This window comes from Sphingomonas sp. PAMC 26605, assembly GCF_000241485.1.
Lineage (GTDB): Bacteria > Pseudomonadota > Alphaproteobacteria > Sphingomonadales > Sphingomonadaceae > Sphingomonas.
Map to the genome: position 1 here is coordinate 1,882,787 of NZ_JH584241.1, position 25,633 is coordinate 1,908,419.

General features: G+C 67.0%; 25 protein-coding genes and 1 tRNA gene. 9 read left to right on the top strand and 17 right to left on the bottom strand.

Going from position 1 to position 25,633, the window contains the following annotated elements; all coding sequences use genetic code 11:
- Nucleotides 1-239: 239 nt before the first annotated feature.
- Nucleotides 240-1,172, top strand: coding sequence for a 50S ribosomal protein L11 methyltransferase (locus RH90_RS08715; RefSeq protein WP_010185165.1), 933 nt, complete (start codon nucleotides 240-242; stop codon nucleotides 1,170-1,172).
- Nucleotides 1,150-2,679, top strand: a complete 1,530-nt coding sequence (locus RH90_RS08720; protein WP_010185167.1) for a hypothetical protein — start codon at nucleotides 1,150-1,152, stop codon at nucleotides 2,677-2,679. Before RH90_RS08715 ends, RH90_RS08720 begins: the two co-directional genes overlap by 23 nt.
- 2 nt (nucleotides 2,680-2,681) lie before the next feature.
- On the opposite strand, the gene lptG is transcribed toward RH90_RS08720, so the two are convergent.
- The 10 genes from lptG to RH90_RS08770 form a co-directional block, all read right to left on the bottom strand.
- A complete protein-coding gene (lptG, locus tag RH90_RS08725; RefSeq protein ID WP_010185168.1) occupies nucleotides 2,682-3,779 on the bottom strand; it encodes an LPS export ABC transporter permease LptG in 1,098 nt (365 codons plus the stop codon).
- Nucleotides 3,776-4,975 carry an LPS export ABC transporter permease LptF gene (lptF, locus tag RH90_RS08730; protein ID WP_010185169.1) on the bottom strand — a complete coding sequence of 400 codons (1,200 nt, stop codon included), beginning with the start codon at nucleotides 4,973-4,975 and terminating at the stop codon, nucleotides 3,776-3,778. Before lptF ends, lptG begins: the two co-directional genes overlap by 4 nt.
- Nucleotides 4,976-5,080: 105 nt before the next feature.
- The gene (locus tag RH90_RS08735; RefSeq protein ID WP_010185170.1) at nucleotides 5,081-7,030 is read right to left on the bottom strand and encodes an ATP-binding protein; all 1,950 of its coding nucleotides are present in this window, start codon (nucleotides 7,028-7,030) and stop codon (nucleotides 5,081-5,083) included.
- Nucleotides 7,031-7,080: 50 nt separating this feature from the next.
- The gene (spt, locus tag RH90_RS08740; protein WP_010185173.1) at nucleotides 7,081-8,343 is read right to left on the bottom strand and encodes a serine palmitoyltransferase; all 1,263 of its coding nucleotides are present in this window, start codon (nucleotides 8,341-8,343) and stop codon (nucleotides 7,081-7,083) included.
- A 4-nt stretch (nucleotides 8,344-8,347) separates the two neighbouring features.
- Nucleotides 8,348-8,590, bottom strand: coding sequence for an acyl carrier protein (locus RH90_RS08745; protein ID WP_010185174.1), 243 nt, complete (start codon nucleotides 8,588-8,590; stop codon nucleotides 8,348-8,350).
- A gap of 61 nt (nucleotides 8,591-8,651) precedes the next feature.
- Nucleotides 8,652-9,560, bottom strand: a complete 909-nt coding sequence (locus RH90_RS08750; protein WP_010185175.1) for an NAD-dependent epimerase/dehydratase family protein — start codon at nucleotides 9,558-9,560, stop codon at nucleotides 8,652-8,654.
- Between the two features lie 42 nt (nucleotides 9,561-9,602).
- A complete protein-coding gene (proB, locus tag RH90_RS08755; protein ID WP_010185176.1) occupies nucleotides 9,603-10,721 on the bottom strand; it encodes a glutamate 5-kinase in 1,119 nt (372 codons plus the stop codon).
- 43 nt (nucleotides 10,722-10,764) lie between these two features.
- A complete protein-coding gene (locus RH90_RS08760; protein ID WP_010185177.1) occupies nucleotides 10,765-11,322 on the bottom strand; it encodes a Uma2 family endonuclease in 558 nt (185 codons plus the stop codon).
- A gap of 30 nt (nucleotides 11,323-11,352) precedes the next feature.
- A complete protein-coding gene (gene obgE, locus RH90_RS08765) occupies nucleotides 11,353-12,393 on the bottom strand; it encodes a GTPase ObgE (protein ID WP_010185178.1) in 1,041 nt (346 codons plus the stop codon).
- A gap of 28 nt (nucleotides 12,394-12,421) precedes the next feature.
- The gene (locus RH90_RS08770) at nucleotides 12,422-13,018 is read right to left on the bottom strand and encodes a TetR/AcrR family transcriptional regulator (protein ID WP_010185179.1); all 597 of its coding nucleotides are present in this window, start codon (nucleotides 13,016-13,018) and stop codon (nucleotides 12,422-12,424) included.
- A 55-nt stretch (nucleotides 13,019-13,073) separates the two neighbouring features.
- On the opposite strand from RH90_RS08770, the gene RH90_RS08775 reads away from it, so the two are divergent.
- The gene (locus tag RH90_RS08775) at nucleotides 13,074-13,934 is read left to right on the top strand and encodes a metal-dependent hydrolase (RefSeq protein ID WP_010185180.1); all 861 of its coding nucleotides are present in this window, start codon (nucleotides 13,074-13,076) and stop codon (nucleotides 13,932-13,934) included.
- Between the two features lie 114 nt (nucleotides 13,935-14,048).
- Here RH90_RS08775 and RH90_RS08780 read toward each other — a convergent pair whose 3' ends face one another.
- From RH90_RS08780 to rplU, 3 genes are all read right to left on the bottom strand, one after another.
- Complete coding sequence (locus RH90_RS08780; protein ID WP_010185181.1) at nucleotides 14,049-14,594, bottom strand: GNAT family N-acetyltransferase; 546 nt, start codon at nucleotides 14,592-14,594, stop codon at nucleotides 14,049-14,051.
- A 167-nt stretch (nucleotides 14,595-14,761) separates the two neighbouring features.
- A complete protein-coding gene (rpmA, locus tag RH90_RS08785) occupies nucleotides 14,762-15,034 on the bottom strand; it encodes a 50S ribosomal protein L27 (protein ID WP_010185182.1) in 273 nt (90 codons plus the stop codon).
- Between the two features lie 13 nt (nucleotides 15,035-15,047).
- Nucleotides 15,048-15,410 (bottom strand): 50S ribosomal protein L21, encoded by a 363-nt coding sequence (rplU, locus tag RH90_RS08790; RefSeq protein ID WP_010185183.1) that lies wholly within the window; start codon nucleotides 15,408-15,410, stop codon nucleotides 15,048-15,050.
- Between the two features lie 485 nt (nucleotides 15,411-15,895).
- On the opposite strand from rplU, the gene RH90_RS08795 reads away from it, so the two are divergent.
- Nucleotides 15,896-18,550, top strand: coding sequence for a TonB-dependent receptor plug domain-containing protein (locus RH90_RS08795; RefSeq protein WP_010185184.1), 2,655 nt, complete (start codon nucleotides 15,896-15,898; stop codon nucleotides 18,548-18,550).
- A 162-nt stretch (nucleotides 18,551-18,712) separates the two neighbouring features.
- Here RH90_RS08795 and hspQ read toward each other — a convergent pair whose 3' ends face one another.
- A complete protein-coding gene (gene hspQ, locus RH90_RS08800) occupies nucleotides 18,713-19,093 on the bottom strand; it encodes a heat shock protein HspQ (RefSeq protein WP_010185185.1) in 381 nt (126 codons plus the stop codon).
- Nucleotides 19,094-19,239: 146 nt separating this feature from the next.
- On the opposite strand from hspQ, the gene RH90_RS08805 reads away from it, so the two are divergent.
- From RH90_RS08805 to RH90_RS08820, 4 genes are all read left to right on the top strand, one after another.
- A tRNA-Ser gene (locus RH90_RS08805) sits at nucleotides 19,240-19,329 on the top strand.
- Nucleotides 19,330-19,365: 36 nt separating this feature from the next.
- On the top strand, nucleotides 19,366-19,698 hold the full coding sequence (locus tag RH90_RS08810) for a DUF6481 family protein (protein ID WP_010185186.1): 333 nt from the start codon (nucleotides 19,366-19,368) through the stop codon (nucleotides 19,696-19,698).
- A gap of 136 nt (nucleotides 19,699-19,834) precedes the next feature.
- The gene (locus RH90_RS08815; protein WP_010185187.1) at nucleotides 19,835-20,941 is read left to right on the top strand and encodes a histidine kinase dimerization/phosphoacceptor domain -containing protein; all 1,107 of its coding nucleotides are present in this window, start codon (nucleotides 19,835-19,837) and stop codon (nucleotides 20,939-20,941) included.
- The gene (locus tag RH90_RS08820; protein WP_010185188.1) at nucleotides 20,938-21,399 is read left to right on the top strand and encodes a response regulator; all 462 of its coding nucleotides are present in this window, start codon (nucleotides 20,938-20,940) and stop codon (nucleotides 21,397-21,399) included. Before RH90_RS08815 ends, RH90_RS08820 begins: the two co-directional genes overlap by 4 nt.
- 28 nt (nucleotides 21,400-21,427) lie before the next feature.
- Here the strand turns inward: RH90_RS08820 and RH90_RS08825 are convergent, their stop codons facing one another.
- Nucleotides 21,428-23,485 (bottom strand): NAD(+) synthase, encoded by a 2,058-nt coding sequence (locus tag RH90_RS08825; protein WP_010185189.1) that lies wholly within the window; start codon nucleotides 23,483-23,485, stop codon nucleotides 21,428-21,430.
- A gap of 116 nt (nucleotides 23,486-23,601) precedes the next feature.
- Here RH90_RS08825 and RH90_RS08830 point away from each other — a divergent pair, with 116 nt between their 5' ends.
- Nucleotides 23,602-23,988: a winged helix-turn-helix domain-containing protein gene (locus tag RH90_RS08830; protein WP_010185190.1), complete on the top strand. Its 387-nt coding sequence runs from the start codon at nucleotides 23,602-23,604 to the stop codon at nucleotides 23,986-23,988.
- On the opposite strand, the gene RH90_RS08835 is transcribed toward RH90_RS08830, so the two are convergent.
- Nucleotides 23,972-24,490 carry a hypothetical protein gene (locus RH90_RS08835; RefSeq protein WP_010185191.1) on the bottom strand — a complete coding sequence of 173 codons (519 nt, stop codon included), beginning with the start codon at nucleotides 24,488-24,490 and terminating at the stop codon, nucleotides 23,972-23,974. The two genes, RH90_RS08830 and RH90_RS08835, sit on opposite strands and share 17 nt — an antisense overlap.
- Nucleotides 24,491-24,552: 62 nt before the next feature.
- On the bottom strand, nucleotides 24,553-25,527 hold the full coding sequence (locus RH90_RS08840; RefSeq protein WP_010185192.1) for a lysylphosphatidylglycerol synthase domain-containing protein: 975 nt from the start codon (nucleotides 25,525-25,527) through the stop codon (nucleotides 24,553-24,555).
- Nucleotides 25,528-25,633 lie beyond the last annotated feature (106 nt).

Sequence of the window (25,633 nt, forward strand, 5' to 3'; positions counted from 1 at the left end):
CCTCCCCTCCCTGAAAGGGAGGGGATCGAGGGGTGGGTCGGCCTCAATGGGAACGTCCGCCCGACTACGGGCCGACCCACCCCCAGCCCAGCGTCAGGTCGGTCATCCCCCCGGGATGACTTGAACCATGCGGGGCATGGTTCACCTGACGCTCTTCCAGGGAGGGAGTCGCGTTGCGTAGGGCGCGCCCGACAATCGGGCGCTTGCGCCGGGAGAGGGCGGCGGGCAGGACGCTGCGAATGACCAGCTGGAAAGTGACGCTCCCCTGCACCCGCGCCGAGGCCGAGGCGATCGATGCCGCCGATGATCTGGCCGAGGGCATGGTGCTGATGACCACCGAGCTCGAGGAGGACGATCGCGAGCATTGGCGGCTCGACGCCTATCTCGAAGCCGAACCGACGCCCGAGACGATCGCCGCGATCCGCGCACTCGCACCGAGTGCGGGCGAGGCCAGGCCCGAAATCGTGCAGCTCCCCGACGAGGATTGGGTGACGCGCAGCCAGGACGGGCTCGAGCCGATCGCCGAAGGGCGCTTCCTCGTCCATACCAGCGCGCATCCGGTCGCCGCGCCCGAGGGGGGCCGCGCCTTCCTGATCGAGGCGGGGCAGGCGTTCGGGACCGGGCATCATGCCACCACCTCGGGTTGTCTCGCGATGCTCGACCGGCTCGCCGAGCGGGCGTTCACGCGGATCATCGATATCGGGACGGGCACCGGGCTGCTCGCCTTCGCCGCGCAGCATCTGTGGCCGGCGGCAGAAATCGTCGCGACCGATATCGACCCGCGCGCGATCGTCGTCACGCGCGAGAATGCCGCGCTCAACGGCCTCGACGGGATCGCGCTGATCGTCGCCGACGGTGCGCTCGACGATACGATCACCGCGCGTGCGCCGTACGATCTGGTGATCGCCAACATCCTGGCAGGGCCGCTCGTGTCGATGGCGCCCGAACTCGCCGCGATCGCCGCGCCCGGCGCGACGATCGTGCTCGCCGGTCTGCTCGAGACGCAGCGCGGCGACGTCGTCGCGGCGTTTGCCGACTGTGGCTGCGCGCTTGCCGAAAGCGATCGGCGCGGCGACTGGACGATCCTGCGGCTGGTGGCGGGGGACGCACGCTACGTGCCGAGCCGGCCGATAGATCCGAAGGGGCGCGATGGCTGGGCGCTCGACCTCTAGCCACCCGCACGAACCGCGCATCGCGCTGTGGCTCGGGGCAATGGCGCTGCTCGCGCTGCTGCCCTTCGCCGTGGCGCAGACTCCATCGATGACCGACTGGGCGGGGCATGTCGGGCGCTATCACGTGATGCTCGCGGCCGGGCACTCGCCGTGGCTCAACCGGTTCTATGCGTTCGACTGGCATCTGGTCGGCAATCTCGGGGTCGATCTGCTCGTCTGGTGGATCGGCCCGTGGCTCGGCGTCGAGCGCGCTGCCTGGGCGATCGCCGCCTTGCTGCCGGTGCTGACGATCGCGGGGATCGCGGCGGTCGCGCGCGCCGCTTATGGGCGCGTCGGGCCCGGCGCGGTGATCGCCGGATGCTGCGTGTTCGGCAATGCGATGCTGTTCGGCTTCCTCAATTTCTGCCTCGCTCAGGCGCTCGCCTTGCTCGCCTTCGCGGCCTGGATCGCGCTGCGCGAGCGCACCTGGTGGGTACATCTCGCGCTGCTCGCGCCGATTGGGGTCGTCGTTTGGCTGGCGCATACGATGGGATGGGGGGTGCTCGTCCTGCTCGCGATCGGCTTCGAACTCGAACGGCTATGGCGCCGCCGTGTGGCGCGGCTGCCCGCGCTCGGCGATGCCGCGCTGCGCGGGCTGGCGCTGGCACCGCCGCTCGTGCTGACGCTGCTGTGGCGCAGTGGCGGTGCGGGGGCGTCGTTCGGGTATGGCGCCGACCTGCTCCAGCGCAAGCTGATGAATTGGGTGGTCGTGCTCCGCGGTGGGTCGCCGCTGCTCGATATCGGCAGCGTGCTGTTGCTCGGCGCGCTCGTCGTGCTGCTCGCGTGGCGCGGAAAATGGCGAGTCGACTGGCGGATCGGCAATGGCGCGGTGCTGCTCGTGCTGGCGTGCCTGCTGATGCCCTCGACGGTGTTCAACAGCTGGGGCGCGGACGAGCGCCTCGCCCCGCTCGCAGTCCTGGTCGCGGCGTTGGCGCTTCGCTGGCGGGGAAGTGCGTTCGGCGCGGCGCGACTGGCGCTGCTCGCGACGCTGCTGTTCGCTGTCCGCATCGGCGTCATCGCGTGGGGCTGGCACGCACTCGACATGCAATATCGCTCGAACCTCGCCGCGCTCGACCTTGTGCCGCGCGGTAGCCGGATCGAGGCGATGGTGCTGACCAACGGCTGCCATGCCGGCTGGCGCAAGACCGCCTACCCGCATCTCCCCGCGCTCGCGATCGTGCGGCGCGATGCGTTCGTCAACGCCGAATGGCCGATCGTCGGCGCGCCGTTGCTGCGCGTCACCTATCCGGTGCCCGATGCGCTGCGCTACGATCCGTCGCAGATGATCGACGCGTTCGATTGCGCCGGGCGGCCGACCACCGCTGCGATCACTGCACGGTTGGCGCAGCTCAGCCCGCAAAAGTTCGACTTCGTCTGGGTGCTCGACACGCATGGCCGAACCGACCTGTGGCCCGGCCATACCCCACTCTATCGCGATGCGAGCAGCGCGCTCTATCGGATGCGCTGAGCCTATTCCTCGGTGCGGATCAGCACCGCTTCGCCGATCATCAGGAACAGCAGGAACGGCGCCCAGGCGGCGAGGAAGGGCGGGTAGGCGCCGAGATTGCCCATCGCCAGCGCGAAATTGTCGGCGACGAAGTAGAAGAAGCCGAGCATCATCCCGATCACCGCGCGGACGAACAATTTGCCCGAGCGCGCCAGCCCGAATGCCGCGACCGCGCCGAGCAGCGGCATCAGCATCGACGAGAGCGGGCCGGATAGCTTGTGCCACATCGCGCCCTCGAGCGCCTTGGTCGGACGGCCCCCCGCCTTAAGATCAGCGATCGCAGCGTGGAGCCCGCCGAACGACAGGCCGTTGGCGTCGATCGAGGCGAGCGTGAACTGGTCGGGCCGTACGTCGCGGCCGATGACGATCGAAGCGAAGTGCGTCAGCTTGCCGCTCGCGACGTCGAAGCGTGTCGCCGGACCGATCTTCCACCCTTGGGGATCGCGCACGCCGGTCTTGGCCGAGACGATCGCGATCAGGCTGCCGCCCTCGCGGTCGAACAGCGTGATCCCGCCGAGCTTGGCGGCGTCGCCGTGGCCGCGGACCTGTTCGACCTGGATCAGATCGTCGCCGTCGCGCACCCACACATTGGCGCGGTCGCCGCGGTCGATCGGCAGCGGGCCGTAATCGACCTTCTGCCACTGGTTGAGCGTCGCGGTCGCGCGGCTGACGATCCGGTCGTTGAAGCTGAACGAGATGATCGCGACGCCGAGGCTCGCGACGAGCAACGGCGCGAGGATCTGGTGCGCCGACAGGCCCGAGGCCTTGAGCGCGATGACCTCGCTGTTCTGGTTGAGCGTCGAGAGCGTGATGATCGTGCCGAGCAAGACCGAGAAGGGCAGGAAGGTCGCGATGATCTCGGGGATGCGCAGCGTCAGATAGCGCGTGATCTCGGCCTGGCCGTTACCGGCATAGGCGAGGATGTGCCCACTCTCGCTCAGCAGATCGAGCGCCTGGAGCACGAGCACGAACATCGCCAGCACCGCGAAGGTGCGGATCAGGAACATCTTGCCCATGTAGAGCGAGACGGTGCGCGACGGGAACAGCTCGAACGAGATCATGCCTTGGCGCCCTTGTCGCGACGGCCCGGGAGCAGCTTGCGGACGGCCTTGGCAAGCACCGAGAAGACCCGCTCGAGCGCGCCGATCGGCTGGCCGCCGGGGACATAGGCGATCGTGTAGAACATCCACAGCGTAAGGCCCGCGAACACCGTGAACGGGATCCAGATCGCCATGACCGGATCGATCTTGCCCAGGCCGCCGACTGCCTGCGCATATTCGTTCACCTTGTGATAGGCGACGATCATGATGATCGCGAGGAACACGCCGAGCGCCGAGGTCGAGCGCTTGGGCGGGACGCCGAGCGCGAGCGCGAGCAAGGGCAGCAACAGGATCGACAGCACTTCGGCGGTACGGAAGTGGAAAGCGGCGCGGCTGGTGTCGCGCAGTTCCTTGTCGGCCTTGCGGTCGCTGCCGATGCGCGCGAGCTCGGGCAGCGTGCGCTCGAGATTCTCGCCGCCGCGAACGCGGAAATTCTCGGTCTTGGGCAGCGGGATCGGCAGGTCGTTGCTGCTGAAGCGCAGCACGCGCGGCGTCGCGACCTTGGCTTCGGTGCGCACCAGGGTGCCGTTGGTCAGGCGGAAGATGATCTCGTCGGGATTGTCGGTTGCGAAGAACTGGCCGTTTTCGGCGGTCACCGCGATCGAGCCGCCCTTATTGTCGTCCTTGCGCAGGAAGATGCCCGACAGCTTGCGGCCACTCTCATGGCTCTGCTCGATCCGGAGCGTCATGTCGTTGCCGAAATGGGTGAATTCGCCGACCTTGATCGAGGCGCCGAGCGCGCCGGTGCGCAGTTCGAAGCGCAGTTTTTCGTAATTGTACCGTGCGTCGGGCTGGACGAAGCCGACGATCGCAAAGTTGAGCAGGCAGAGCGCGACCGCGTACATATAGGGCACGCGTAGCATCCGCGTGTAGCTCATGCCGACCGCGCGCATCACGTCGAGCTCGGACGAGGTCGCGAGCTTGCGAAACGCGAGCAGCGTGCCGAGCAGCAGCCCGACCGGGATGCCGAGCCCGAAATATTCGGGCAGCAGATTGGCGAGCATCCGCCACACCACGCTGACCGGCCCGCCCTCGGTCGCGACGAAATCGAACAGTCGCAGCATGCGGTCGAGCACGAGCAGCATCGCGAAGATGACCAGCGTCGAAAACAGCGGCACCGCGATCAATCGCGCGAGATAGCGGTCGATGGATTTCATGAGCAGGGACGAAGGGCTTTGTGGCGAAGGGCTTTGGGCCGGAGGGAAGGGAACACCCGCATCGCGCGGCTATATCGAGGCGCGGAGGCCGCGTCAGCTACCAAATCACTCCGCCGCGATACGGTCTGGCGCCGCCGTGCCGCGTGCGGAGATCGCCGCGGCGACCGCACGTTCGAGCGCGACGAGCGTGAACGGCTTGCGCAGCACGTGGTGGCCGCCAAACTCGGCCTCGCCGCCCGCCTCGCCGGCATAACCCGTGACGAACAGTACCGCGAGCGCGGGATGGAGCGGGAGCAAGGCGGCGACCATTTCGGGGCCGGTCTGCCCCGGCATCAACACGTCGGAGACGAGCAGATCGACATGCCCGACCTTGGCGAGCATGCCCGGTGCGGTCAGCGGATCATCGCACGCGATCGGGCGATGCCCGAGTTCGGCGAGCGCGCCCATCGTCGCGGCGAGCACGCGGGGGTCGTCCTCGACCACCAGAATGTCGAGTGCGGGCTGATCGACCGGCGTTTCGGGCGTGGCGTGCGCAAGCTGTGCGACGACCGGGTCGGCGTGATAGCGCGGCAGGTACATCGTCACGGTAGTCCCGTGGCCGACGACCGATTCGAGCCCGACCTGGCCATCGGCCTGGCGGACGAAGGCGAACACCTGGCTCAAGCCCAGCCCGGTGCCCTTGCCGGCGGGCTTGGTGGTGAAAAACGGTTCGAACACGCGCTCGAGCACGTCGGGGGTCATCCCGCAGCCGGTGTCGGCGACGCTCAGCGCGACGTATTCGCCTGCATGGCAGGTGCCGATCGCGCCCTCGACGAGCGTCACGCCGGCTGCCGTGATCGTCAGTCGGCCGCGTCCGTTCATCGCGTCGCGCGCGTTGACCGCGAGGTTGAGCACGGCGTTTTCGAGCTGGTGCCGGTCCGAGCGCACCAGCCAAGCCGAATCCTGCGCGGCGTCGACCGCGACCGAGACGCCATCGCCGAGCGTGCGATCGAGCAGGTCCGACATGCCGCGCACCAAGGCGACGGGCTCGATCGGTTCGGTACGCAGCGCTTCCTCGCGCGAGAAAGCGAGCAATTGCCGCGTCAACGCGGCGGCGCGATTGGCGCCTTCGGTGGCATTGTCGATATGGCGCTGCGCGGCGATCGGGTCGGTCGCGAGTTGCCGTTTGGCGAGCTCGAGCCCGCCGAGCACTACCGCGAGCATATTGTTGAAATCGTGTGCGATGCCGCCGGTAAGCTGCCCCACCGCTTCCATCTTCTGGACCTGGCGCAGCTTGCTCTCCTGCGCGAGCAGCACTGCGGACGCGCGCTCGACCGCCGCCTCGAGCTCGATCGCGCGATCGCGCTCGGCATCGGCCTCGGCGCGCGCGACGGCGCGTTGGCCGAGCGCGGTCACGGTCAGCCACCCCAGAGCGACCGCGCCGACCAGCAGCAGGATACCGAGCACCGACAGGGCGCTGGCCAGCCCGCTCGAGCGCGCGACCGAGCGCATCGCTTCGCCGGTACGATCGGCGAGCAGCGCGCGTTCCTGCGTCCCGATCTGGTCGAGCAGCGTGGCGATCTCGGTCAGCGAGGCCGACTGGCGCGCCTTGTAATAGAGCGGGATCGCCTGGCCGTTGCGCTTGTAGAAGGTGTTGAGCGCGATCGTCGACAGTTCGGTACCACGCGCATCGAACGCGCGGCGCAGCGGGCCGATCAGCGCCTGCTGCTCGCGATTGTCGCGCGTGATCTGGTCGAGCCGCGCGAGCTGCTGCCCCGCCAATTGCCAGTCGGCCGAATAGGTCTGGCCGAGATTGGTGTCGGCGCTGATCACGTAGCGCCCGAGCGAGGCCTCGGCCCGCGCGATAGTGCCCGATAGATTCGCCGAGAGGATCATCACCTCATAGCTGTGCGTCTGTAGCTTGAGCGCGCGGTCGCGCTGGCGGTTGGCCTCGCCGAGCGTCAGGATCAGCGCGACGAGCACGGCAACGCCGAGCGCCGCCAGCACGACGAGCGTGATGGTGCGCCAGATCGACCGTGCCAGATCGTCTCCTGCTTCGCCCGCTGTCCCGCTCATCGCATCAGTCTAACCTGTGGCAAGACCCGTGGATAGGCTTGGGCGACGCTTCAGCCGATCACACCCAGGCTTCGGCCCGCTGCCTCGAACATTTCGAGCACGCGGGCGATCTGTTCGGGGGTATGTTCGGCGCAAAGCGAGCAGCGCAGCAGAAAGGTGCCCGCAGGGGTCGCGGGCGGGCGTGCCATGTTGACGTAGAGCCCACCGTCGAGCAGCGCCTGCCACATCGCGACCGCGCGTTCCTGATCATCGAGGATGATCGCAATGATCGCGCTGTCGGGATTCTCGGTGCCGAGCTGGAAGCCGAGTGCCTTGAGGCCGCCGTGCAGCGAGCGCGCATTGTCCCACAGCTGCGCGCGCTTCTGGTGCGCGTGCTTGAGCTTGCGGATCGAGGTTGCCGCCGTCGCGACGACCGAGGGCGGCAGCGAGGCGGTGAAGATGTAGGGGCGGCAGGCGAGGCGGATCGCCTCGAACTTGGGATGGTTCGACACGCAGAAGCCGCCGACGGTGCCGACCGACTTGGAGAAGGTGCCGATGATGAAATCGACATCGGCCTCGCAACCCTGGTCCTCGTACACGCCGCGGCCGTTGGGGCCGTAAAAGCCCATCGAATGCGCTTCGTCGCTCAGCACCATCGCGCCGTGCTTCTTGGCGACCGCGACCATCTCCTTGAGCGGGGCGATATCGCCGAGCATCGAATAGACGCCCTCGAGGATGACGAGCTTGCCGGCTTCCTTGGGCAGGCGGCCGAGGCGCTTGTCGAGATCGGCGACGTCGTTGTGGCGGAAGCGGACGATCTCGGCATTGCCCTGCTTGCAGCCGTCATAGATCGAGGCATGGCTGTCGGCGTCGAGGATGACGTACTCGCCCTTGCCGGCAAGCGTCGAGATCATCCCGAGATTGGCCATATAGCCGGTCGAGAAGACGATCGCGCCCGACACGTCGTAGAAATCGCGCAGCGCATCCTCGACCTCGATATGGTCGCGGAAGGTGCCGTTGAGCATCCGGCTGCCGTTGGTGCCCGAGCCGAACTGGTCGAGCGCGTCCTTGCCCGCCTGGATCACGTCGGCGTCGAAGGTCATGCCCATGTAATTGTAGGTGCCGAGCAGGATCGTGTCCTTGCCGGCGATCACCGCTTCGGTCGGCGATTTGACCTGTTCCATCACGATCGCGAACGGATCGGTGACGCCGGTATCGATCAGCGCCTGGCGTTCGGCGATCAGCGCGTCGAACTTCGACATCAAGTCGCGCTCTGGTGCGACCTCCACGGGGTCGGCGGTCAGCTTTTCGGTGACGAGGCCGGCATCGCTCATCGGATCAACCCTTCAGCTTGGCGACGGCGTCGACGAGCTGGCCGACGGTTTCGATCTCGGCCTGCATGTTCATCGTGATGATGATGTCGAATTCGTCCTCGATCGCCGCGACGAAATCCATGACCGTCAGGCTGTCCCATTCGAGATCGCCCTGGAAGGTCGTCGCGTCGCTCAGCGTCACGCCCTTTTTGTTGAAGGGTTCGATCTGTGCCGTGACGGTGTCGTAAATGGCCTGGCGGTCGCTCATGGTCGGTCCTTGATCACTCTTGTCGTCGATGCCGCATAAATGCGGCAGCTTTGTAGCACGCCTATAGCAAGCCGTTCGCGCGATACCATGCCACCGTCTCGGCAAAGCCTGTCGCGGTATCGACCTTTGGGCGCCATAGCGCCGGATCGGGGCGGTTCGCCGGATTGGCGACCCAGTCGGAATGCGAGAGATAGCCTGCGCGGTCGGCAGTCAGTTTCGCACCGCTGCCGCGAAAGGCGTGGTCGAGCTTTGCGCCGAGCATCAGCACGGCCTTTGGCAGCGCGATCGGAATGACGCTACGGCGTCCGGCGGCGACACCCATGGCGCGCACCATTTCGGCGTGGCTCCAGCCATTCGGCCGGCCGTCATCGGGTTCGATGATGAGGCGCGGCGTTGCGTGCGTGGCGAGCACGATCAGCAGATCGGCGATATCGTCCGCGGCGATCACCGAAGTGCGGCCGCCCGGGGGCAGCAGCGCGATGCCGTGTGACGCCATGCGGAACAGGTCGCGCATCTCCATGTCGCCGGGGCCGTAGATCGCGGGCGGCCGGACGATGACCCAGTCGAGGTCCGAGGCAGCGAGGACGCGTTCCGATTCGGCCTTCGACCAGCCGTAGTTGGACAGCAAAGGTTCGCGCCCGGCGATCGACGAGACGTGGACGAAGCGCTGGACACCCGCCTGGGTCGCGGCGTCGATCATCGCCTGCGTGCCGGCGATGTTGCCCGCAGCGAAACCAGCGCGATCGGGCGCGTTGACGACACCGGCGATGTGAACGACGGCATCCGCCCCCATCACGAGGCGATCGAGCGCGTCGTGCGTGTCGAGCGCACCTTCGATCCAGGTCACGCCAGCGCGCGGCGGTTGCGGCCGGCGGGTGAGGGCGCGGACTTCGTGCCCGGCGGCGAGCGCGAGCGTGATCGCATGCGATCCGACGAAGCCGGTGCCGCCGGTAAGGGCCAGAACGCTCATCGATTGGGTTCCTTTATCCTGCTCGCAGCAAGGTGGGGCGCGTCACAGCAGCGCCATGTGATTGCGGTGGATCAGCGCGGCGCGCGGCGCGTAACCGAGGATCGCGGCGTGATCGGCGCTGCGCTTGCCGGTGATCGCGGCGGCGTCGGCCATGTCATATTCGCTCAGGCCGCGCGCGAGCGTGCGTCCGTCGGGGCCGATTACCGCGACCAGATCGCCGCGCGCGAAGCCGCCCGACACGGTGGTCGCGCCGGCCGCGAGTAGACTCTTGCCGCTCGCCAGCGCGGCGGCGGCGCCAGCGTCGATCGCGATCTCGCCCTTCGCGGTAAGCCCGCCAGCGAGCCACGCCTTGCGCGCTGGCGCGGTTTTCTCCGCAACGAACACCGTGCCGCGCCCGGTCGCATCATAGGAGGCGAGCGGGTGATCGACTTGCCCCGACACGATCGCGAGATGCGCGCCTGCCGCAGTCGCTATCCGCGCGGCGGCGATCTTCGAGACCATCCCGCCCGAGCCCATGCCCGAGCCCGACCCGCCATCGGCCATCGCCTCGATCCGCGCATCGATCCGCTCGACGCGCGGGATCAGCGTGGCGTTGGGGTTGGTCTTGGGGTTGGCGTCGTACAGCCCGTCGATGTCCGACAGCAGGATCACGCCCTGCGCCCCCGCCGCCTGCGCGACGCGCGCGGCGAGCCGGTCGTTGTCGCCGAAGCGGATCTCGGCGGTGGCGACGCTGTCATTCTCGTTTATCACCGGCACGACGCCGAGCGACAGCAGCCGCCCGAGCGTCGCCGAGGCGTTGAGATAGCGCCGGCGATCCTCGAGATCGTCGAGCGTGACGAGCATCTGCGCCGCGGTCAGCCCTTCGGCGCCGAGCAGTTCGGCCCACACCTGCGACAGCGCGATCTGCCCGGTCGCGGCGGCGGCCTGTGCGTCTTCGAGGCTGGCGCGCCCGCCCTTGGGGAGCTTCAAGCGCCGCGCTCCGAGCGCGATCGCGCCGGAGGACACGACCGCGATCTCCTGTCCGGCGCGGGCGCGTGCGGCGATGTCGCCGACGAGGCTCTTCAGCCAGGCACGCCGTACCGTACCGTCGGGCGCGACGAGCAGCGACGAGCCCACCTTGACGATCAAGCGCGGGGTCGAGGCGGGGGCAAAAGCGGACATTGCCACGAGCGTTAGCGCGCAGCGACGCGTGCGCCAACCGCGTTCAGTCGCGTGCGAAGATCTCGTCGTGCGGGATGGTCACACCAAGCGCGGGCAGGGGGAGGTCGATCGCGACGTCATGCGTCACGTCGTTCCACCCGCTGGGTCCGGTACGCTGAACGATCCGCAATCGTTCGACACCGATATCGACAAACACGATCGTGTCGATGCTCGGCAGTGCCATATATTCGTTCAGCTTGACGCGCAGATCCGTCCGAGACGTTCCATCGGACAGAACTTCGAAGACCACGCGCGGGTCATCGAAAGCGGTGGCGCGGTCGTTAGACGGGTCGCCACGTCCGCAATAGACGCTGACGTCAGGATATCGCACCGACCTGTCGTGCGTCCGCGCCGCCATGTCGGATGCATAGGCGCTGCACCCGCTGCCCCGCAAACGCACGCGAAGGGCTGCGGCAATATTCACCTGCACTTGGGCATGACGGGCGGTCCCGCCCGCCATCATGCGAATCACGCCGTTGTCGAGTTCTGCCTTTTGATCGCCGAAGTCGATCTCGAGAAATTGCTCGGCGGTCAGCAGCGGGTAGACGGGTTGCGTGGCCATGGTCGTCTTATACCAGACCGCGCACCCGGTTCAAACAGGTGACCATTCGCCCGGCGAATCATCGTCGCGCGCGGGTGCGCCTTCGGGCGGGCCGATCTCGTCGATCAGCCGCTCGACCACGGCCTCGATGCCGGTGCCGCCTGCGCCCGACATCGGCAGCACGTCGGCCTTGCTCGCGCGCTTCAACTTGGTGACGAGCTTCTTGACCTCGGCGGGCTCCAAGGCGTCGATCTTGTTGAGCCCGATCACCTGCGGCTTATCCACAAGCCCCGCGCCGTACGCGTCGAGTTCTCCACGGACGATCCGGTAGTTACCCACAGGGTCTTCCTCGGTCGCATCAACCAGGTGGAGCAGCACTTTGCAGCGCTCGATATGCCCGAGGAAGCGGTCGCCGATCCCGGCGCCGTCGGCCGCGCCCTCGATCAGACCGGGAATGTCGGCGATGACGAATTCGCGATTGTGGCGACTCACCACGCCCAATTGCGGGCGAACGGTGGTGAAGGGATAGGCGCCGACCTTGGCCTGCGCGTTGGTCACGGCGTTGATGAAGGTCGACTTGCCGGCGTTGGGCAGCCCGACGAGACCCGCATCGGCGAGCAGCTTGAGCCGCAGCCATATCCACATCTCTTCATACGGCCAGCCGGTCCCGTGCTGGCGCGGCGCGCGGTTAGTCGAGGTCTTGTAGGTCGCGTTGCCACGGCCGCCATCGCCGCCGCGCAGGAACACGACGCGTTCGCCCGGCACGGTGAAGTCGGCGAGCACCTCTTCCTTGTCCTCGGAGAGCACCTGCGTGCCGACGGGAACGCGGATGATCAGATCGTCGCCACCCGCGCCGGTGCGGTTCGAGCCCGACCCGCCATGCCCGCGCGGCGCGCGGAAATGCTGGGTGTAGCGGAAGTCGATCAGCGTGTTGAGACCGGGGACGGCCTCGAAGATGATGTCGCCGCCCTTGCCGCCATTGCCGCCGTCGGGGCCGCCATATTCCATGAACTTTTCGCGGCGGAAGCTGACGGCGCCCTGGCCACCCGCGCCCGACCGGACGAAGATCTTTGCTTGGTCTAGAAAATGCATCGGCGGCCCTTAGCCGAAGATGCGATTTTTAGCCAGTCGCTGCAGGAAGCGCCACGCGCGCCGAAACGAGCTGTTCGAGCGCAAGCTCGCGCGCCTTGCCTGGCGGCAGGCCGAGCGCCTTCGCCATCGGTCCGCCGAGCAGCGAATCGCCCAGCGCCATCAGTACCAGTTGCAGCGTTTCCTCGTGGATCGGCTTGTTGCCGGCCATGTCGGGATCCGCGGCGAGATCGTCGACCAGCCGGTGGATTGCCTCGAGGATCGGGTCGAGCGCATCCTCGTTGCCGGTCAGGATCATCCAGCTCGCCATCGCGCCCGCGCCCTGCGCGAAGGCGTCGAAGGTCATGTCGACCACGACGCGCGGGTCCTGCTCGCCCGCCCGTGCGCGCTTGGCCGCGGCGCCGATCTGCGCGGTGATCGTATCGGCGAGGTGCGTGATCAGCGCCTTTTGCAGGTCCGCCGCCGAACCGAAATGATGGAGCAGATTGGCATGCGTCCGCCCGACCCGCGTCGCGACCGCCTTGAGCGTGACGGCTTGCGGCCCCTGCTCGACAAGCAGAGCGCGGGCGGCTTCGATCGCGGCATCACGCGACTCTTCTGGACTAAGACGTTTGCGAACTATTGACACTGATGTAAGTAACGCTTAATTCGAGGGCTAGTTCTCTCGTTGTTTGGAGGTTTTCGTGGCGAAAGCAACCAGTCCCGCCGATCTCACCATCACCCCGCGCGATCTGCGCTTCGGGCGCGGCGTCCAGATGCGGCGCTGGTGGCTCAACGACGATCCGTTCGGCACCGCATTCTACAACGCGCTGTCGGTGACCTTCCCGAAGGGGGAGGGGTTCTTCGTCGACAGCGTCCGCAATTTCCGCGAGGGCACGCCGCCGCGGCTGCACGGCGAGATCCAGGCGTTCATCAAGCAGGAAGTGATCCACACGCGCGAGCATGTCGCGTTCAACCGCCATGTCACCGACCAGGGCTATGACACCCGCCTGCTCGAACAGCATATCGACGAGGCGCTGGCGCTGACCAAGGGCCGCCCGCCGATCGCGAGTCTTGCCGCGACCATGGCGCTCGAGCATTTTACCGCGATGCTGGCGCACGAGCTGATCGCCGATCCGCGGCATTTGGCGGGCGGGGACGAGCAGGCCGCGGCGCTGTGGCGCTGGCACGCCGCCGAGGAGATCGAGCATAAGGGCGTCGCCTACGACACCTGGCTGCATGCGACGCGCGACTGGAGCCGCTGGATGCGCTGGAAGGTCAAGGCGCTGGTGATGATCGGCACGACCAAGAAGTTTTTCGCCGGGCGCTACAAGGGAATGCTCGAACTGCTCCGGCAGGACGGGATCACCGGCTGGCGCGCGCATCGCGGGATCCTGTGGTACGCACTCGGCAAGCCGGGGATGGCGCGGAAAATCCTGGGTGCGTGGGTCGCCTTCTTCCTGCCGGGCTTTCACCCATGGAAGCACGATGACCGCAAGCTGATCGCGCTTGCCGAGAGCGATTATGCCGATGCCATTCTGCCGCGCGCGGCGGTTGCGGCCTGAGCCCACTTTCCGTCATGCCGGGCCTGTTCCAGCATCCACCGTGCCGCCGCGATCTGCGGCGGTTAGGTCCGGACGACGGTGGACCCCGGCACGAGGTCGGGGTGACGGGTAGGGTCAGGCCGCCAAGCTAAAAGTCGGGGTTTGCTCCTCGACGATCAGGTCGATCTCCATCGTCACGCATGGCGCCTCCGTCCCACGCGCAGCGCTGTAGAGAAGCTTTTCGCCAGTGCGACGGAAGCCGAGCTTGCTCAGCACCTTGCCCGACGCCGGATTGTCGAGGAAATAGCTCGAGCGCAACCGCTTCAGCCCCAAGGCATGGCGCGCCATGTCGAGCATTGCGTTGCCCGCCTCCGTCGCATAGCCGCGACCCCAGGCCGATGGCGTCAACCAGTAGCCAAGTTCGTTGCCGCCGCCCCGCTCCGTGATGGAGATCGCGCCGATCAGGTCGGGATAGGCCGATTCATGGCGCAGGATCAGGCAATAGGGATCGGTTACCGCGCGCGGCTGCGACAGGAAGTTCTCTGCGTCGCCGAGCGTATAGGGCCAGGGTGGACTCGACAGCATCGTCACGACGCTTTCGTGCGCTACCGCCTGCGCCATGGCAGGCGCGTCCTCCGGCCAGCCGGGCCGCAGCGTCAGTCTCGGGGTCCGAGCGAACATCGATACTCTCCTCGTCGCCGCCCTTTGCCCGTCTTGCGTGACGAACGAAGGACAATGGGTGGGGAGGGAGCATGAAAAAAGGGAGCCGGGGCGACCCGTCTCCCTTGTTCGGTCCGCTTGCGCGGTCCCGGGTCGCCCTGGTGGGCAACCCGTCCGGTTACCCGATGTTATTCGGCGGCAATCGCCTGCGGCATCTCTACCGAGCAGAATTTGCGACCGAGCTTGCCCTGGTGGAAGGTCACGCGACCTTCGGTCAGCGCGAACAGGGTGTGATCCTTGCCGATGCCGACGTTGACGCCCGGGTAGAATTTGGTGCCGCGCTGACGCACGAGAATGTTGCCCGGAATGACGGCTTCGCCACCGAACTTCTTGACGCCGAGGCGACGGCCTGCCGAATCGCGACCGTTGCGCGAAGAGCCGCCTGCTTTCTTATGTGCCATCTGGGATTACTCCTTACGCCTGAGCGGCCGACGCTTCGGGCGCGGCTGCTTCGGTGGACTTGTTGTGCTCGGCCTTGTGGTCGCCGATCGCGGTGATGCGCAGGATCGTGTGACGCTGGCGATGACCGTTCTTGCGACGATAGTTGTGGCGACGGCGCTTCTTGAAGACGATGACCTTGTCGGCCTTCGCCTGCGCGATGATCTCTGCGGTGACCGTCAGGCCCTCGAGCGATGCCATCTCCGAGCCTTCGCCCGCGAGCAGAATGTCCCCGAGCGTAATCGACGCCCCAGCTTCGCCATCGAGCTTCTCGACGACGATCTTGTCTCCGGCGGCAACGCGATACTGCTTGCCGCCTGTGCGCACGATTGCGAACATGGCCCTCATCACTTTCAAAAATACCTGTGCCCCACGCACGGCGGACCGGGCGCGGGAAAGAAGCGCCAGCTATGCGAGACGAGGCGCGCTGTCAACCGTCGAGGTGCACGACGCCCGTCGCAAAACCGTTGCTCAAACGCAATAGTAGGTCCGCAATCGTCCTAATCCGTGCCCGTTCGCGGCCGAACGTGAACTTTATGTTGCATCGCCAAACGACCTGTGGCGCAATCCGATTCGGAACAGATGTGGCGAAGACGAGTCCGGTGGACATACGCCGTCGGTGAGTCTTCAGCGGCACGACGTGTCCAGAACGCAGGATGCGGCACAGATGTGTTTGTGCTCGCCGAAGATGTGCGTGTCAGATGTTTGGCAAGAAATCTGGAAATGCCGAGCTTTACGGCAGGGGGAACTGCGTCCGTCCGCTCTGGACGGCGCATGCGACGGGATCGAAACACCGAAACCTACCGAACCTTGGGGGATTAGCCGTGATTTTCAGACAGTCCATTTCGACGCTGGCGCTTATTGCCGGCCTGGGCGCTTCGCCTGCCATTGCCGCACCGATCGCCGCGCCCGCAGCGCCCGCCGCCGCTCCCGATGCGGCAGAACCGCAGGAGCCGCCGAGCGACATCGTCGTGATCGGCACGCGCCGCACCGACCGCACGCTCACCAATTCGGCCTCGCCGATCGACGTGATCAGCGCGGCCGAGCTTACCGCGCAGCCCGCCGCCAACATGCTCGACGCGGTCAAGAACATCGTGCCGTCCTTCTATGTCGGGCAGAACACGATATCCGACGCCTCGACCTTCGTCCGCTCGCCCTCGCTGCGCGGCCTGCCGGGCGACGAGATTCTCGTGATGCTCAACGGCAAGCGCTACAACCGCTCGGCGCTGGTGCAGGTCTATGGCGGCTCCGATTCGGGGCTGTCGTTCGGCTCGCAAGGCGCCGACATCTCGGCGATCCCCGCGCTGGCGATCGGCAGCCTGCAGGTGCTGCGCGAGGGCGCGACCGCGCAATATGGCTCGGACGCGATCGGCGGGGTGCTTAATTACGGGCTGAAGGAGAAATCCGGGCTCGAACTGGTCGCGCGCTATGGCCAATATTATCAGAACGGTGACGGCAAGAGCGTCCAGGTCGCCGGCAATGTCGGCGTCGGGATCGGCGATATCGGCTTCATCAACGTCACCGGCGAATATGACGATGACGGCCAGACCAGTCGCGGCGCGACTCGGCCCGCGGCCGCCAATTTCGCGGCGGCCTTCCCGGCGCTTGCGCCGCAGATCCCGAACTATCCGGGGCCGGCGCAGATCTGGGGATCGTCGCCCTCCCATGGCTATAAAGGCGTGGTCAATGCGGCGATCGACGTCACCGACAGCAGCAAGCTCTATCTCTTCGTCAATTACGCGCACAGCCGCGCGGTCGAGAGCTTCAACTACCGGCCATCCGTGGGGAGCACCGCGATCGACACGACCGGCGTCACGCGCACGCTCGGCGCGAACGGCGCGTTCAACCCGATCTATCTGACCGCCTGCCCGACCGGCAACGCCACCTGTCCGGCGGGCGGGTTCGTACGCGACACCAACACCTTCACCTTCCGGTCGATCTATCCGGCTGGCTTCACCCCGCAATTCGTCGGCGTGACCGAGGAACTGTACGGGACGCTCGGCTATAAGGGGAAGTTTGCCAACGGGCTGACCTATGACCTGTCGGGCTCGCTCAGCCGCAATACGCTCGACCTGTCGATGTATCAGTCGCTCAACGCGTCGTACGGCCCGCTGTCGCAGACCGCGTTCAAGTTCGGCAAGATCACGCAGGAGGAGGCCGACGCCAATCTCGACTTGAGCTATCCGCTCGAGGTCGGCCTGGCGAGCCCGCTGACGCTGGCGGCGGGCGGGGAGTTCCGCAAGGAGACCTACAAGCTCGTCGCGGGCGACGTGCAGTCGTACGGCGCCGGGCCCTTCGGGACCCAGCCGCTCTACGATCTCGTCTCGCCGGGCGTCTATCGCCGCGCGCTCAACGGCACGACGCCGGTCAGCGCGTCGCAATCGCCCGGCGCGAGCGGCTATGGCGGCACCAGCCCGGCGGCGGCGGGGTCGTGGAGCCAGACCAGCTATGCGCTCTACGGCGCGATCGAGACCGACATCACCAAGGCGCTGAGCGTCGGCGTTGCCGGGCGGTACGAGCATTACAACACGTTCGGCGGCTCATGGGTCGGCAAGTTCAATGCGCTCTACCGCTTCTCGGAGGCGTTCTCGCTGCGCGGCACGATCGGCAGTGGCTTCCATGCGCCATCACCCGGCCAGCAGCACAATTCGATCCTGACGACCTCGTTCAACAACGGCAACCAGGTGCAGACCGGCACCTATCCGGTCGATACGGCGATCTCCAGATTCTACGGCGCGGTGCCGCTGAAACCCGAAACCTCGACCAATTACGGGGTCGGCTTCATCGTCAAACCGGTCCGGGCGCTGACGCTGACGGTCGATGGCTATCGCATCGACGTCGACAGCCGAATCGGCATCTCGCAGACCTTCAACGTCACCGCGGCCGATCTCGCGGCGCAACCGGCGCTCGCGGCGGTCGGGGTCGGTGGTGCGGTGACCTACTTCACCAACGGCTTCAGCACGCGCACGCAAGGCGTCGACGTCGTCGGCACCTATCATACCAAGCTCAGCGGCGCGGAGCTCAACTTCACGCTGGCGTACAATTACAACAAGAGCACGGTGCGCCGCTTCAACCCGGGCGTGATCAGCGCGGCGCAGATCATCGACGTCCAGCATCTCGCGCCGAATCATCGCGCGATCTTCACGACCAACTGGACGCGCGGTCCGCTCAGCATCAATTTTCGCGAGAATTACTATAGCTGGTGGTCGAGCGCGGTCGATTACGGCGTCACCAGCCAGCATTTCGGCGCCAAGGCGACGACCGATCTCGATATGAGCTATACCTTTGCCAAGCATTATACCGTCACGGTCGGCGGGACCAACATCCTCGACGAGCGGCCCGACAAGCTGACGAGCGCATCGCAAGTGCTGTATCCGCTGACGGGGAGCTCGGCCGACGGGCAGATCTATCCGCGCAACGGCGGTCCGTTCGGCTTCAACGGTGGCTTCTGGTACGCGCGGATTCGCGTGAAGTATTGAGCGGGCGGGGGGCGAGCGCTTAGCGGCGTTCGCCCTTCGGACGTCACCCCGGCCTTGTGCCGGGGTCCACCGTAACCACGCGCCTGCGGCGGCAACTCCTGCGGCACGGCGGGCCCCGCTACGAGTCCGGGGTGACGGTCGCGCCTGTACGAGCCCCGCGAATCAGTGGCGGTGTTCGCGCCGCAACGGGTATTTCCCATCCTCATACTCGCCGAACAGCCCCGAGATCGCGGGGTGATCGACCGGCTCGTCGAGATCGTCGGGCACCAGATTCTGCTGGCTGACATAGGCGACGTAGCTCGACTCCATATTCTCGGCGAGCAGGTGGTAGAAGGGCTGGTCCTTGCGCGGCCGGATGTTCTCCGGAATCGCGTCGTACCATTCGTCGCTGTTGGCGAAGACCGGGTCGACATCGAACACCACGCCGCGGAAATCGAACATGCGGTGGCGCACGACATCGCCGATCGCGAAGCGCGCATGGCTGATCGGCGGCAGCGGGATTTCGGCGGAGAAGGGCGGGGAGGTAATCGGGGTGCGGTGCATGGGTCTAACTTAAGGCGTGTTCCGCGCTGCACAAGAGAATGCTGCGGCAAAGCCTTGCGCTCCCCGAACGACTGCGTTAGTGGCCCCCGCTCACCGACCGGTGCCGCTTTATGGGGTTCCCCGCAAAGCGCATCATATGACCTCGCGGAGAGGTGGCAGAGTGGTCGAATGTACCGCACTCGAAATGCGGCGTGCCCTCACGGGTACCGTGGGTTCGAATCCCACCCTCTCCGCCATTTCCTTATCTGCAAGACAAGGCTAAAGCCCGCCACATGGCATCCTACAAAGAACCTTCCTTCAAAGACCGCGCCGCCCTGTCGGCCGACGCCAAGCAGCGCGCCCTCGAGAAGTTGAAGGCCAAGCCGCCGGTCGATCCCGCGGTCGTCGCCGCCCGCACCGCGGCGCGCGAAGCGAAGGAAGAGGCCGAAGCCAAGAAGCGCGAAGAGAAGAAGGCCGCACTCGAACAGGCCCGGCTCGACAAGCTCGCCAAGGCCGCCGCCGCCGAGCAGGCGATCAAGGATGCCGAGCAGGCCGCGATCCAGGCCGAGATCGACAAGAAGGCGGCGCGCGACGCGCGTTACGCCGCGCGCAAGAGCCGCAAGTAAGCGCAGCGGGGTGCCAGGCCCCGTTCGACCGACATCGCGCTGGACCAGCCTGACGGATTGCTCTGTCAGGAACACATTCTATTGATCGACGTTACGTTTCGCAGCGCAGCCATCCGGGCCTACGCCGGAGGTAGCTTTGAGACAACGCGACGACTGGCACCTTACCGACGCCCTTGAGTACGAACATGGCCGCGGCGATCCGTTCGCCGCCGCCGTGCGTGCGACGCGCATGCCGATGGTCATCACCGACCCGGCACAGCCCGACAATCCGATCGTCTTCTGCAACGTCGCGTTCCAGCGACTGACGGGGTACGCCCGCGAGGAAATCATCGGCCGCAATTGCCGCTTCCTGCAGGGGCCCGACACCGACCCCGCCAGGATCGCCGAAATCCGCGAGGGGATCGAAGCCGGTCATGCCGTCGACGTCGACCTGCTCAACTATCGCAAGGACGGCACGACCTTCTGGAACGCGCTCTATCTGTCGCCGGTCCGCGATCGCGAAGGCGTGGTGCGCTTCTTCTTCGCCTCGCAACTCGACGTAACCGATCGGATCGAGGCGCAGAACATCATCAACGACCAGAAAGCCCTGGTCGAACGCGAGGTGGAGCGCCGCACCGCCGATCTGCGCGCCGCGCTCGACGCGAAGACGCTGCTGCTCCACGAGGTCGATCACCGGGTGAAGAACAACCTGACGATGATCGGCTCGCTGCTGCGCCTGCAGGTCCGGACGATCGACGATCCGGCGGTCGCGGCCAAGCTCGATTCGATGCTCGAACGCGTCGATGCGCTCGCCGTGGTGCATCGCCAACTCTATCAATCCTCCGATATCGCGCGGTTCGACATCGGCAGCTTCGCCGAAAGCCTGATCTCCGACGTCGTCGGGTCGAGCGGGCGGAGCGATATCGACCTCGATATCACGGCGCAGCCGCTGTTCATTGACGCGGCGAATGCTTCGGCGCTGGGGCTGATCCTCAACGAAATCCTCACCAACGCCGTCAAGCACGCCTTTGCCGACGGTCGTTCGGGGCGGCTCAGCCTGGTGGTCGAGGGCGAAGACGATCACGGGATCATCAAGATCTGCGACGATGGACCCGGCATGCCATCGACGCAGCGCAACAAGAGCATCGGCACGTCGCTCATCACGCGACTCGCGCGGCAGGCGCGCGCCGAGGCGACGTGGAGCAACCACCAGCCCGGAACCTGTGTGACGATCACCTTTCCGCGAACCGAGGAACGGGAATGACCAACGTCATGGAAGTCCTGATCGTCGAAGACGAGATGCTCCTCGCAATGGATATCGAGGCGATGATCGAGGATAGCGGGCATCACGTGCTCGCCGAGGCGGCGAGCCTGCAGGATGTCGAGGCGCTGCCCGCGGACCTCAACCCGCAACTCGCTTTCGTCGATATTCATCTGGCGCAGAATTCGAACGGGCTCGACGTCTGCCGCTATATCCGCGCGCATTGGCCCGACGCCTTGATCATCTTCGTCACCGCCAATGTCGCGAAGATCCCGGCCGATTTTTCGGGCGCGCACGGCGTGATCGCCAAGCCGTTTTCGCAGGCCGGGGTGGTCAACGCGATCAAATATCTCGCCGAAGGGATGTTCGATCCGCCGCCCAGCATCCCGCGGCCCGCCAGCCTGCTGCCGTCGCCGCATCTCAGGGTTCGCTGGGGGGACGAAGCGCTCGGAGCCGCGTGATCGCAGCGCCCTGACCCGGGCGGTGCGATCAGACCGGCGGGAGCCCGCGCGCCAGTTCCGCGAGCCAGACGCGCGCCGTGCCATCCGAGGGCGCGCGCCAGTCGCCGCGTGGGCTGAGCGCGCCGCTTGACGAGACCTTCGGGCCGTTGGGGATCGCCGAACGCTTGAACTGGCTCGTCATGAAGAAGCGCACCAGGAATTTCTCGAGCCAGCTGGCGATCGTCGGCAGATCATAGGCGACTCGGCCCGCCACGGGGAAATCGCGCGGCCAGCGCCCTGCGTTCGCGTCGCGCCAGGCGTGGAGCGCGAGAAAGGCGATCTTCGACGGCGCCATGCCGTGCCGCACGATGTGATGCAGGAAGAAATCGTTGAGCGCGTACGGCCCGATTCGCGCCTCGGTGCTCTGGATCGCGCCGTCGGCGCCGGCGGGGACGAGTTCGGGCGAAATCTCGGTGGCGAGGATCGCTTCGAGGATCGCGTCGGTCGCGCCGTCATACTGATTCGTGCGGATGCACCAGCGGATCAGGAACTGGATCAACGTTTTCGGCACGCCTGCGTTGACCGCGTAATGGCTCATCTGGTCGCCGACGCCGTAGGTGCACCAGCCGAGCGCGAGTTCGGACAGGTCGCCGGTGCCGACCACCAGCCCGCCGCGCTGGTTGGCGAGGCGGAAGAGGTAATCGGTGCGCAGGCCCGCCTGGACGTTCTCGAAGGTCACGTCGTAGGTCGGCTCGCCGTCCGCGAAAGGGTGGCCCATGTCGCCGAGCATCTGGCGCGCGGCGGGGCGGATGTCGATCTCGTCGCCGGTCACGCCGAGCGCGCGCATCAGCGCCCAGGCGTTGTCCTTCGTGCCGTCGCTGGTCGCGAAGCCGGGCATGGTGAAACCCAGGATATGGTCGCGCGGGCGCCCAAGCCGGTCCATCGCCTTGGCGGCGACGATCAGCGCGTGGGTCGAATCGAGCCCGCCCGACACGCCGATGACGAGCCGCTCGGCATGCGCGGCCTCAAAGCGCTTGAGGATGCCCTCGACCTGGATGTTGAACGCCTCGTAGCAATCCTCGTCGAGCTTCTCGGGCGTGTTGGGGACGAACGGGAAGCGGCGCTGCTCGCGGAGCAGGCCGATGTCGGCGAAATCGGGCTGGTGGGTGAAGCCGATCCGCCGGAAGCGCGTCTCGGGATCGCCGGCGAGCCGTGCCGAATCGTTGAACGTGCCGACCCGCATCCGCTCCTGCGCGATCCGGCCGACGTCGACATCGGCGAGGACGAGCTCCGAGTCGCGCCCGAAGCGTGTCGATTCGGCGAGCAGCTCGCCGAGTTCGTGGACCATGCCTTGGCCGTCCCAGGCGAGATCGGTCGTGCTCTCGCCCGATCCGGCGGCGGAGAAGACATAGGCGCACACCGCGCGCGCGGATTGCGAGGCGCAGAGCATCGCGCGTTCGCGGGCCTTGCCGACGACGATGTTCGAGGCGGACAGATTGCAGCAGATCAGCGCGCCGGCGAGCGCGCCCATCGTCGAGGGCGGGGTCGGCGCCCAATAATCCTCGCAGATTTCAGCATGGAGCACGAAATCGGCGAGATCGTCGGCGGCGAAGAGCAGGTCGGTGCCAAACGCAGCGGTCTGCCCGGCGAGCGTGATCTCGCCGACCGGCAATCCGGCGCCACTCGCGAACCAGCGCTTCTCATAATATTCGCGGTAATTGGGGAGGAAGGTCTTGGGCACGACGCCGAGGATCCGCCCGCGCGCCATAACCACCGCGCAATTGTAGAGCCGCCCGTTGCGGACCAAAGCCGCGCCGAGCACGAGCACGGGGCGCAGCTTGGCCGTCGCCTCTGCGACGGTGGCGATCGCGGCCTCGCTCGCGCGCTGCTGCGCGGTCTGCAGGTGGAGATCGTCGATCGCGTAGGAGGTGAGGTTGAGCTCGGGGAAGACGAGCAGGTCGGCGCCCTTGGTGTGGCCGTCCTTGGCGAGGGCGATTGTCGCTTCCGCATTGGCGGCGCAATCGCCGACGGTCGCGCGCGGGGTCGCTGCGCCGACACGGATCAGCCCGTGGCTGTGGATCGAATGGAACGGGTGCGCCTTCGCCATGACCCATGCGCTTAACGGGCTTTGCTTTTGAAAGCGACACCCTGCACGGTCGGTTGGCCATCACCAGGAGGTTCGATAATGAAGATCCGCGTACGCGCGCGCCTCGGGCTGGCGCGATGAGCCGGATCGGCCGCCTCAAGATCAAGGCGCAGCTCTATTGCGGCGACGAGCTCGCGATGGGGCCGGGCAAGGCCGATCTGCTCGAGGCGATCGCGCGCGAGGGGTCGATCTCGGCGGCGGGGCGCGCGATGGGGATGAGCTATCGGCGCAGCTGGCTGCTGGTCGACAGCATGAACCGGTGTTTCGTCGAGCGATTGGTCGAGACCGTCGCCGGCGGCGGGGCAGGGCGGGGGGCGTCGCTCACGCCGACCGGGGCGGCGGCGCTCGCGGCCTATCGCGCGTTGGAGGCGGCGCTTGCCGAATCGGCGGGGAGCGGGGCGATGGCGGAGCTCGATGCGCTGCTGCGGGCGGTGCCGCTGCCGCCGGTCAGGGACGATTCGTGATCAGCACCGGCGCGGCGGCGGCCTTGCTGCCCGCGATCTGGAGCGTGTAGCGGCCGGGCGTCAGCTTGAAATCGACCATCTTGGCGATGCCGCTGCACGCTGCGCCGTGTGCGTGCGCGGTGGAGGTCTGCGCTTTGCGGCCTTTGACCACATCGATCCACGCCGGAGTTCCGAGCATCACGCGATACGTACCCGCGCGCGCGACCGAAAAGCTCGCCATGCCGCCGAGGCTGGTCGGCTCGCCCGGCTTGGCCGGGGTGAAGGGGTACCGGACGGTATCGCTCGGCGCGAGCATCAGCTCGATGCGACGGCCGACGGTCAACCGCGTGCGGGCGAGCGTATTGCGGTCGGTCGCGGCGGCGAGGCTCGGGCCGGTCTTCCAGGCCGTTAGACCGGCGGGGAGCGGCGCGGCGGGGGTCGGGCAGGTCTCGGGCGCATGCTCCTTCGGTGCGGCCTGCGCGGCGGCGAGGACGGGGGCGAACAGCAGGAACAGGGAACGCATCGAATGGTCGCCTTGGCCGGAGGATCGCCCCGGCTATACGGGGACGCGCCGAGGCGGGCAATTCACGAGACGGCGCGCCGCGCCTCGCCGACCTGCCAGGCGAGCAGCGCCGGCACCGCGATGATCACGTCGCGCGCGCGCTTGAGCAGCGACAGCGCGAGCGCGGTCGCGGGCGGCAGGCCGACGAGCGGACCGATCAGCACATAGGCCGCCTCCTGCACGCCGATCGCGCCGGGGATCGCGAAGGCGACGCTGCGTAGCGTGAAGATCAGCGCCTCGATCATCAGCACCGCCCAGAGGGGGACGTGCGAGCCCATGAACTGCAGCGCGATCCACGCGCCTGCCGCGCTTGCCAGCCAGGCGGCGAGGTTGAACGCGAAGGCCAGGAGGACGCGCTTGGGTTCGCGATAGATCGCATCGAGCTGGTCGCGCACCGCCGCCATCGCCGCGACCGATCCGGGCAGCATCCGCGCGCCGAGCGAGCCGGCGAGCTTCAGCACCGGCTTCTGCGCGAAGACGAACAGCGCCATCAGCGCGATCATCGCCGCGACCCCGCCGAGCGCGAGGGGCACGAGGCCCTGCTGTACCGGCGCATGGGACAGGATCATCAGCAACACCGCGACGCCGCCCAAGGTGAAAATCAGCTGCGCGGCCATCTCGGTCGTCATGTCGGCGATCATCGAGGCGTAGATCACCGGCTGCGGCACGCCGAACGCGGCAAGCGTGCGCGCGCCGACGACGAGGCCGCCGAGCTGCGAGAAGGGCAGGATATCGGTCGCCGCCTCGCGCGTGGTGCGCGCCCAGACGAACAGCCACAGCCGGTCGCTCGGCTGGTCGGTCGCGACCGCGAGCCACGCCATGCCGAGCAGGCCGAGCACGCCGCCCGACCAGATCACGAAGGTCGCCATGCCGATCCAGCCGATCGAGCCCATCGCGGTCAGGACCTGGCCAAGCCCCACGGTGCCGACGGTCCCGGCGGCAACCACAAGGCCGACGATCGTCGCGAGCAGGAGGCCGATGCGGGCTGAGCGGTTCATGCCGCGCCCGATACTGGAGCGCCGCCGACCAAGCTCCGACCCTCGCCGTCACCCCAGGCTTGTCCCGGGGTCCACCGGGATGTGCGTCCTGCGGGTTTAGCGAACG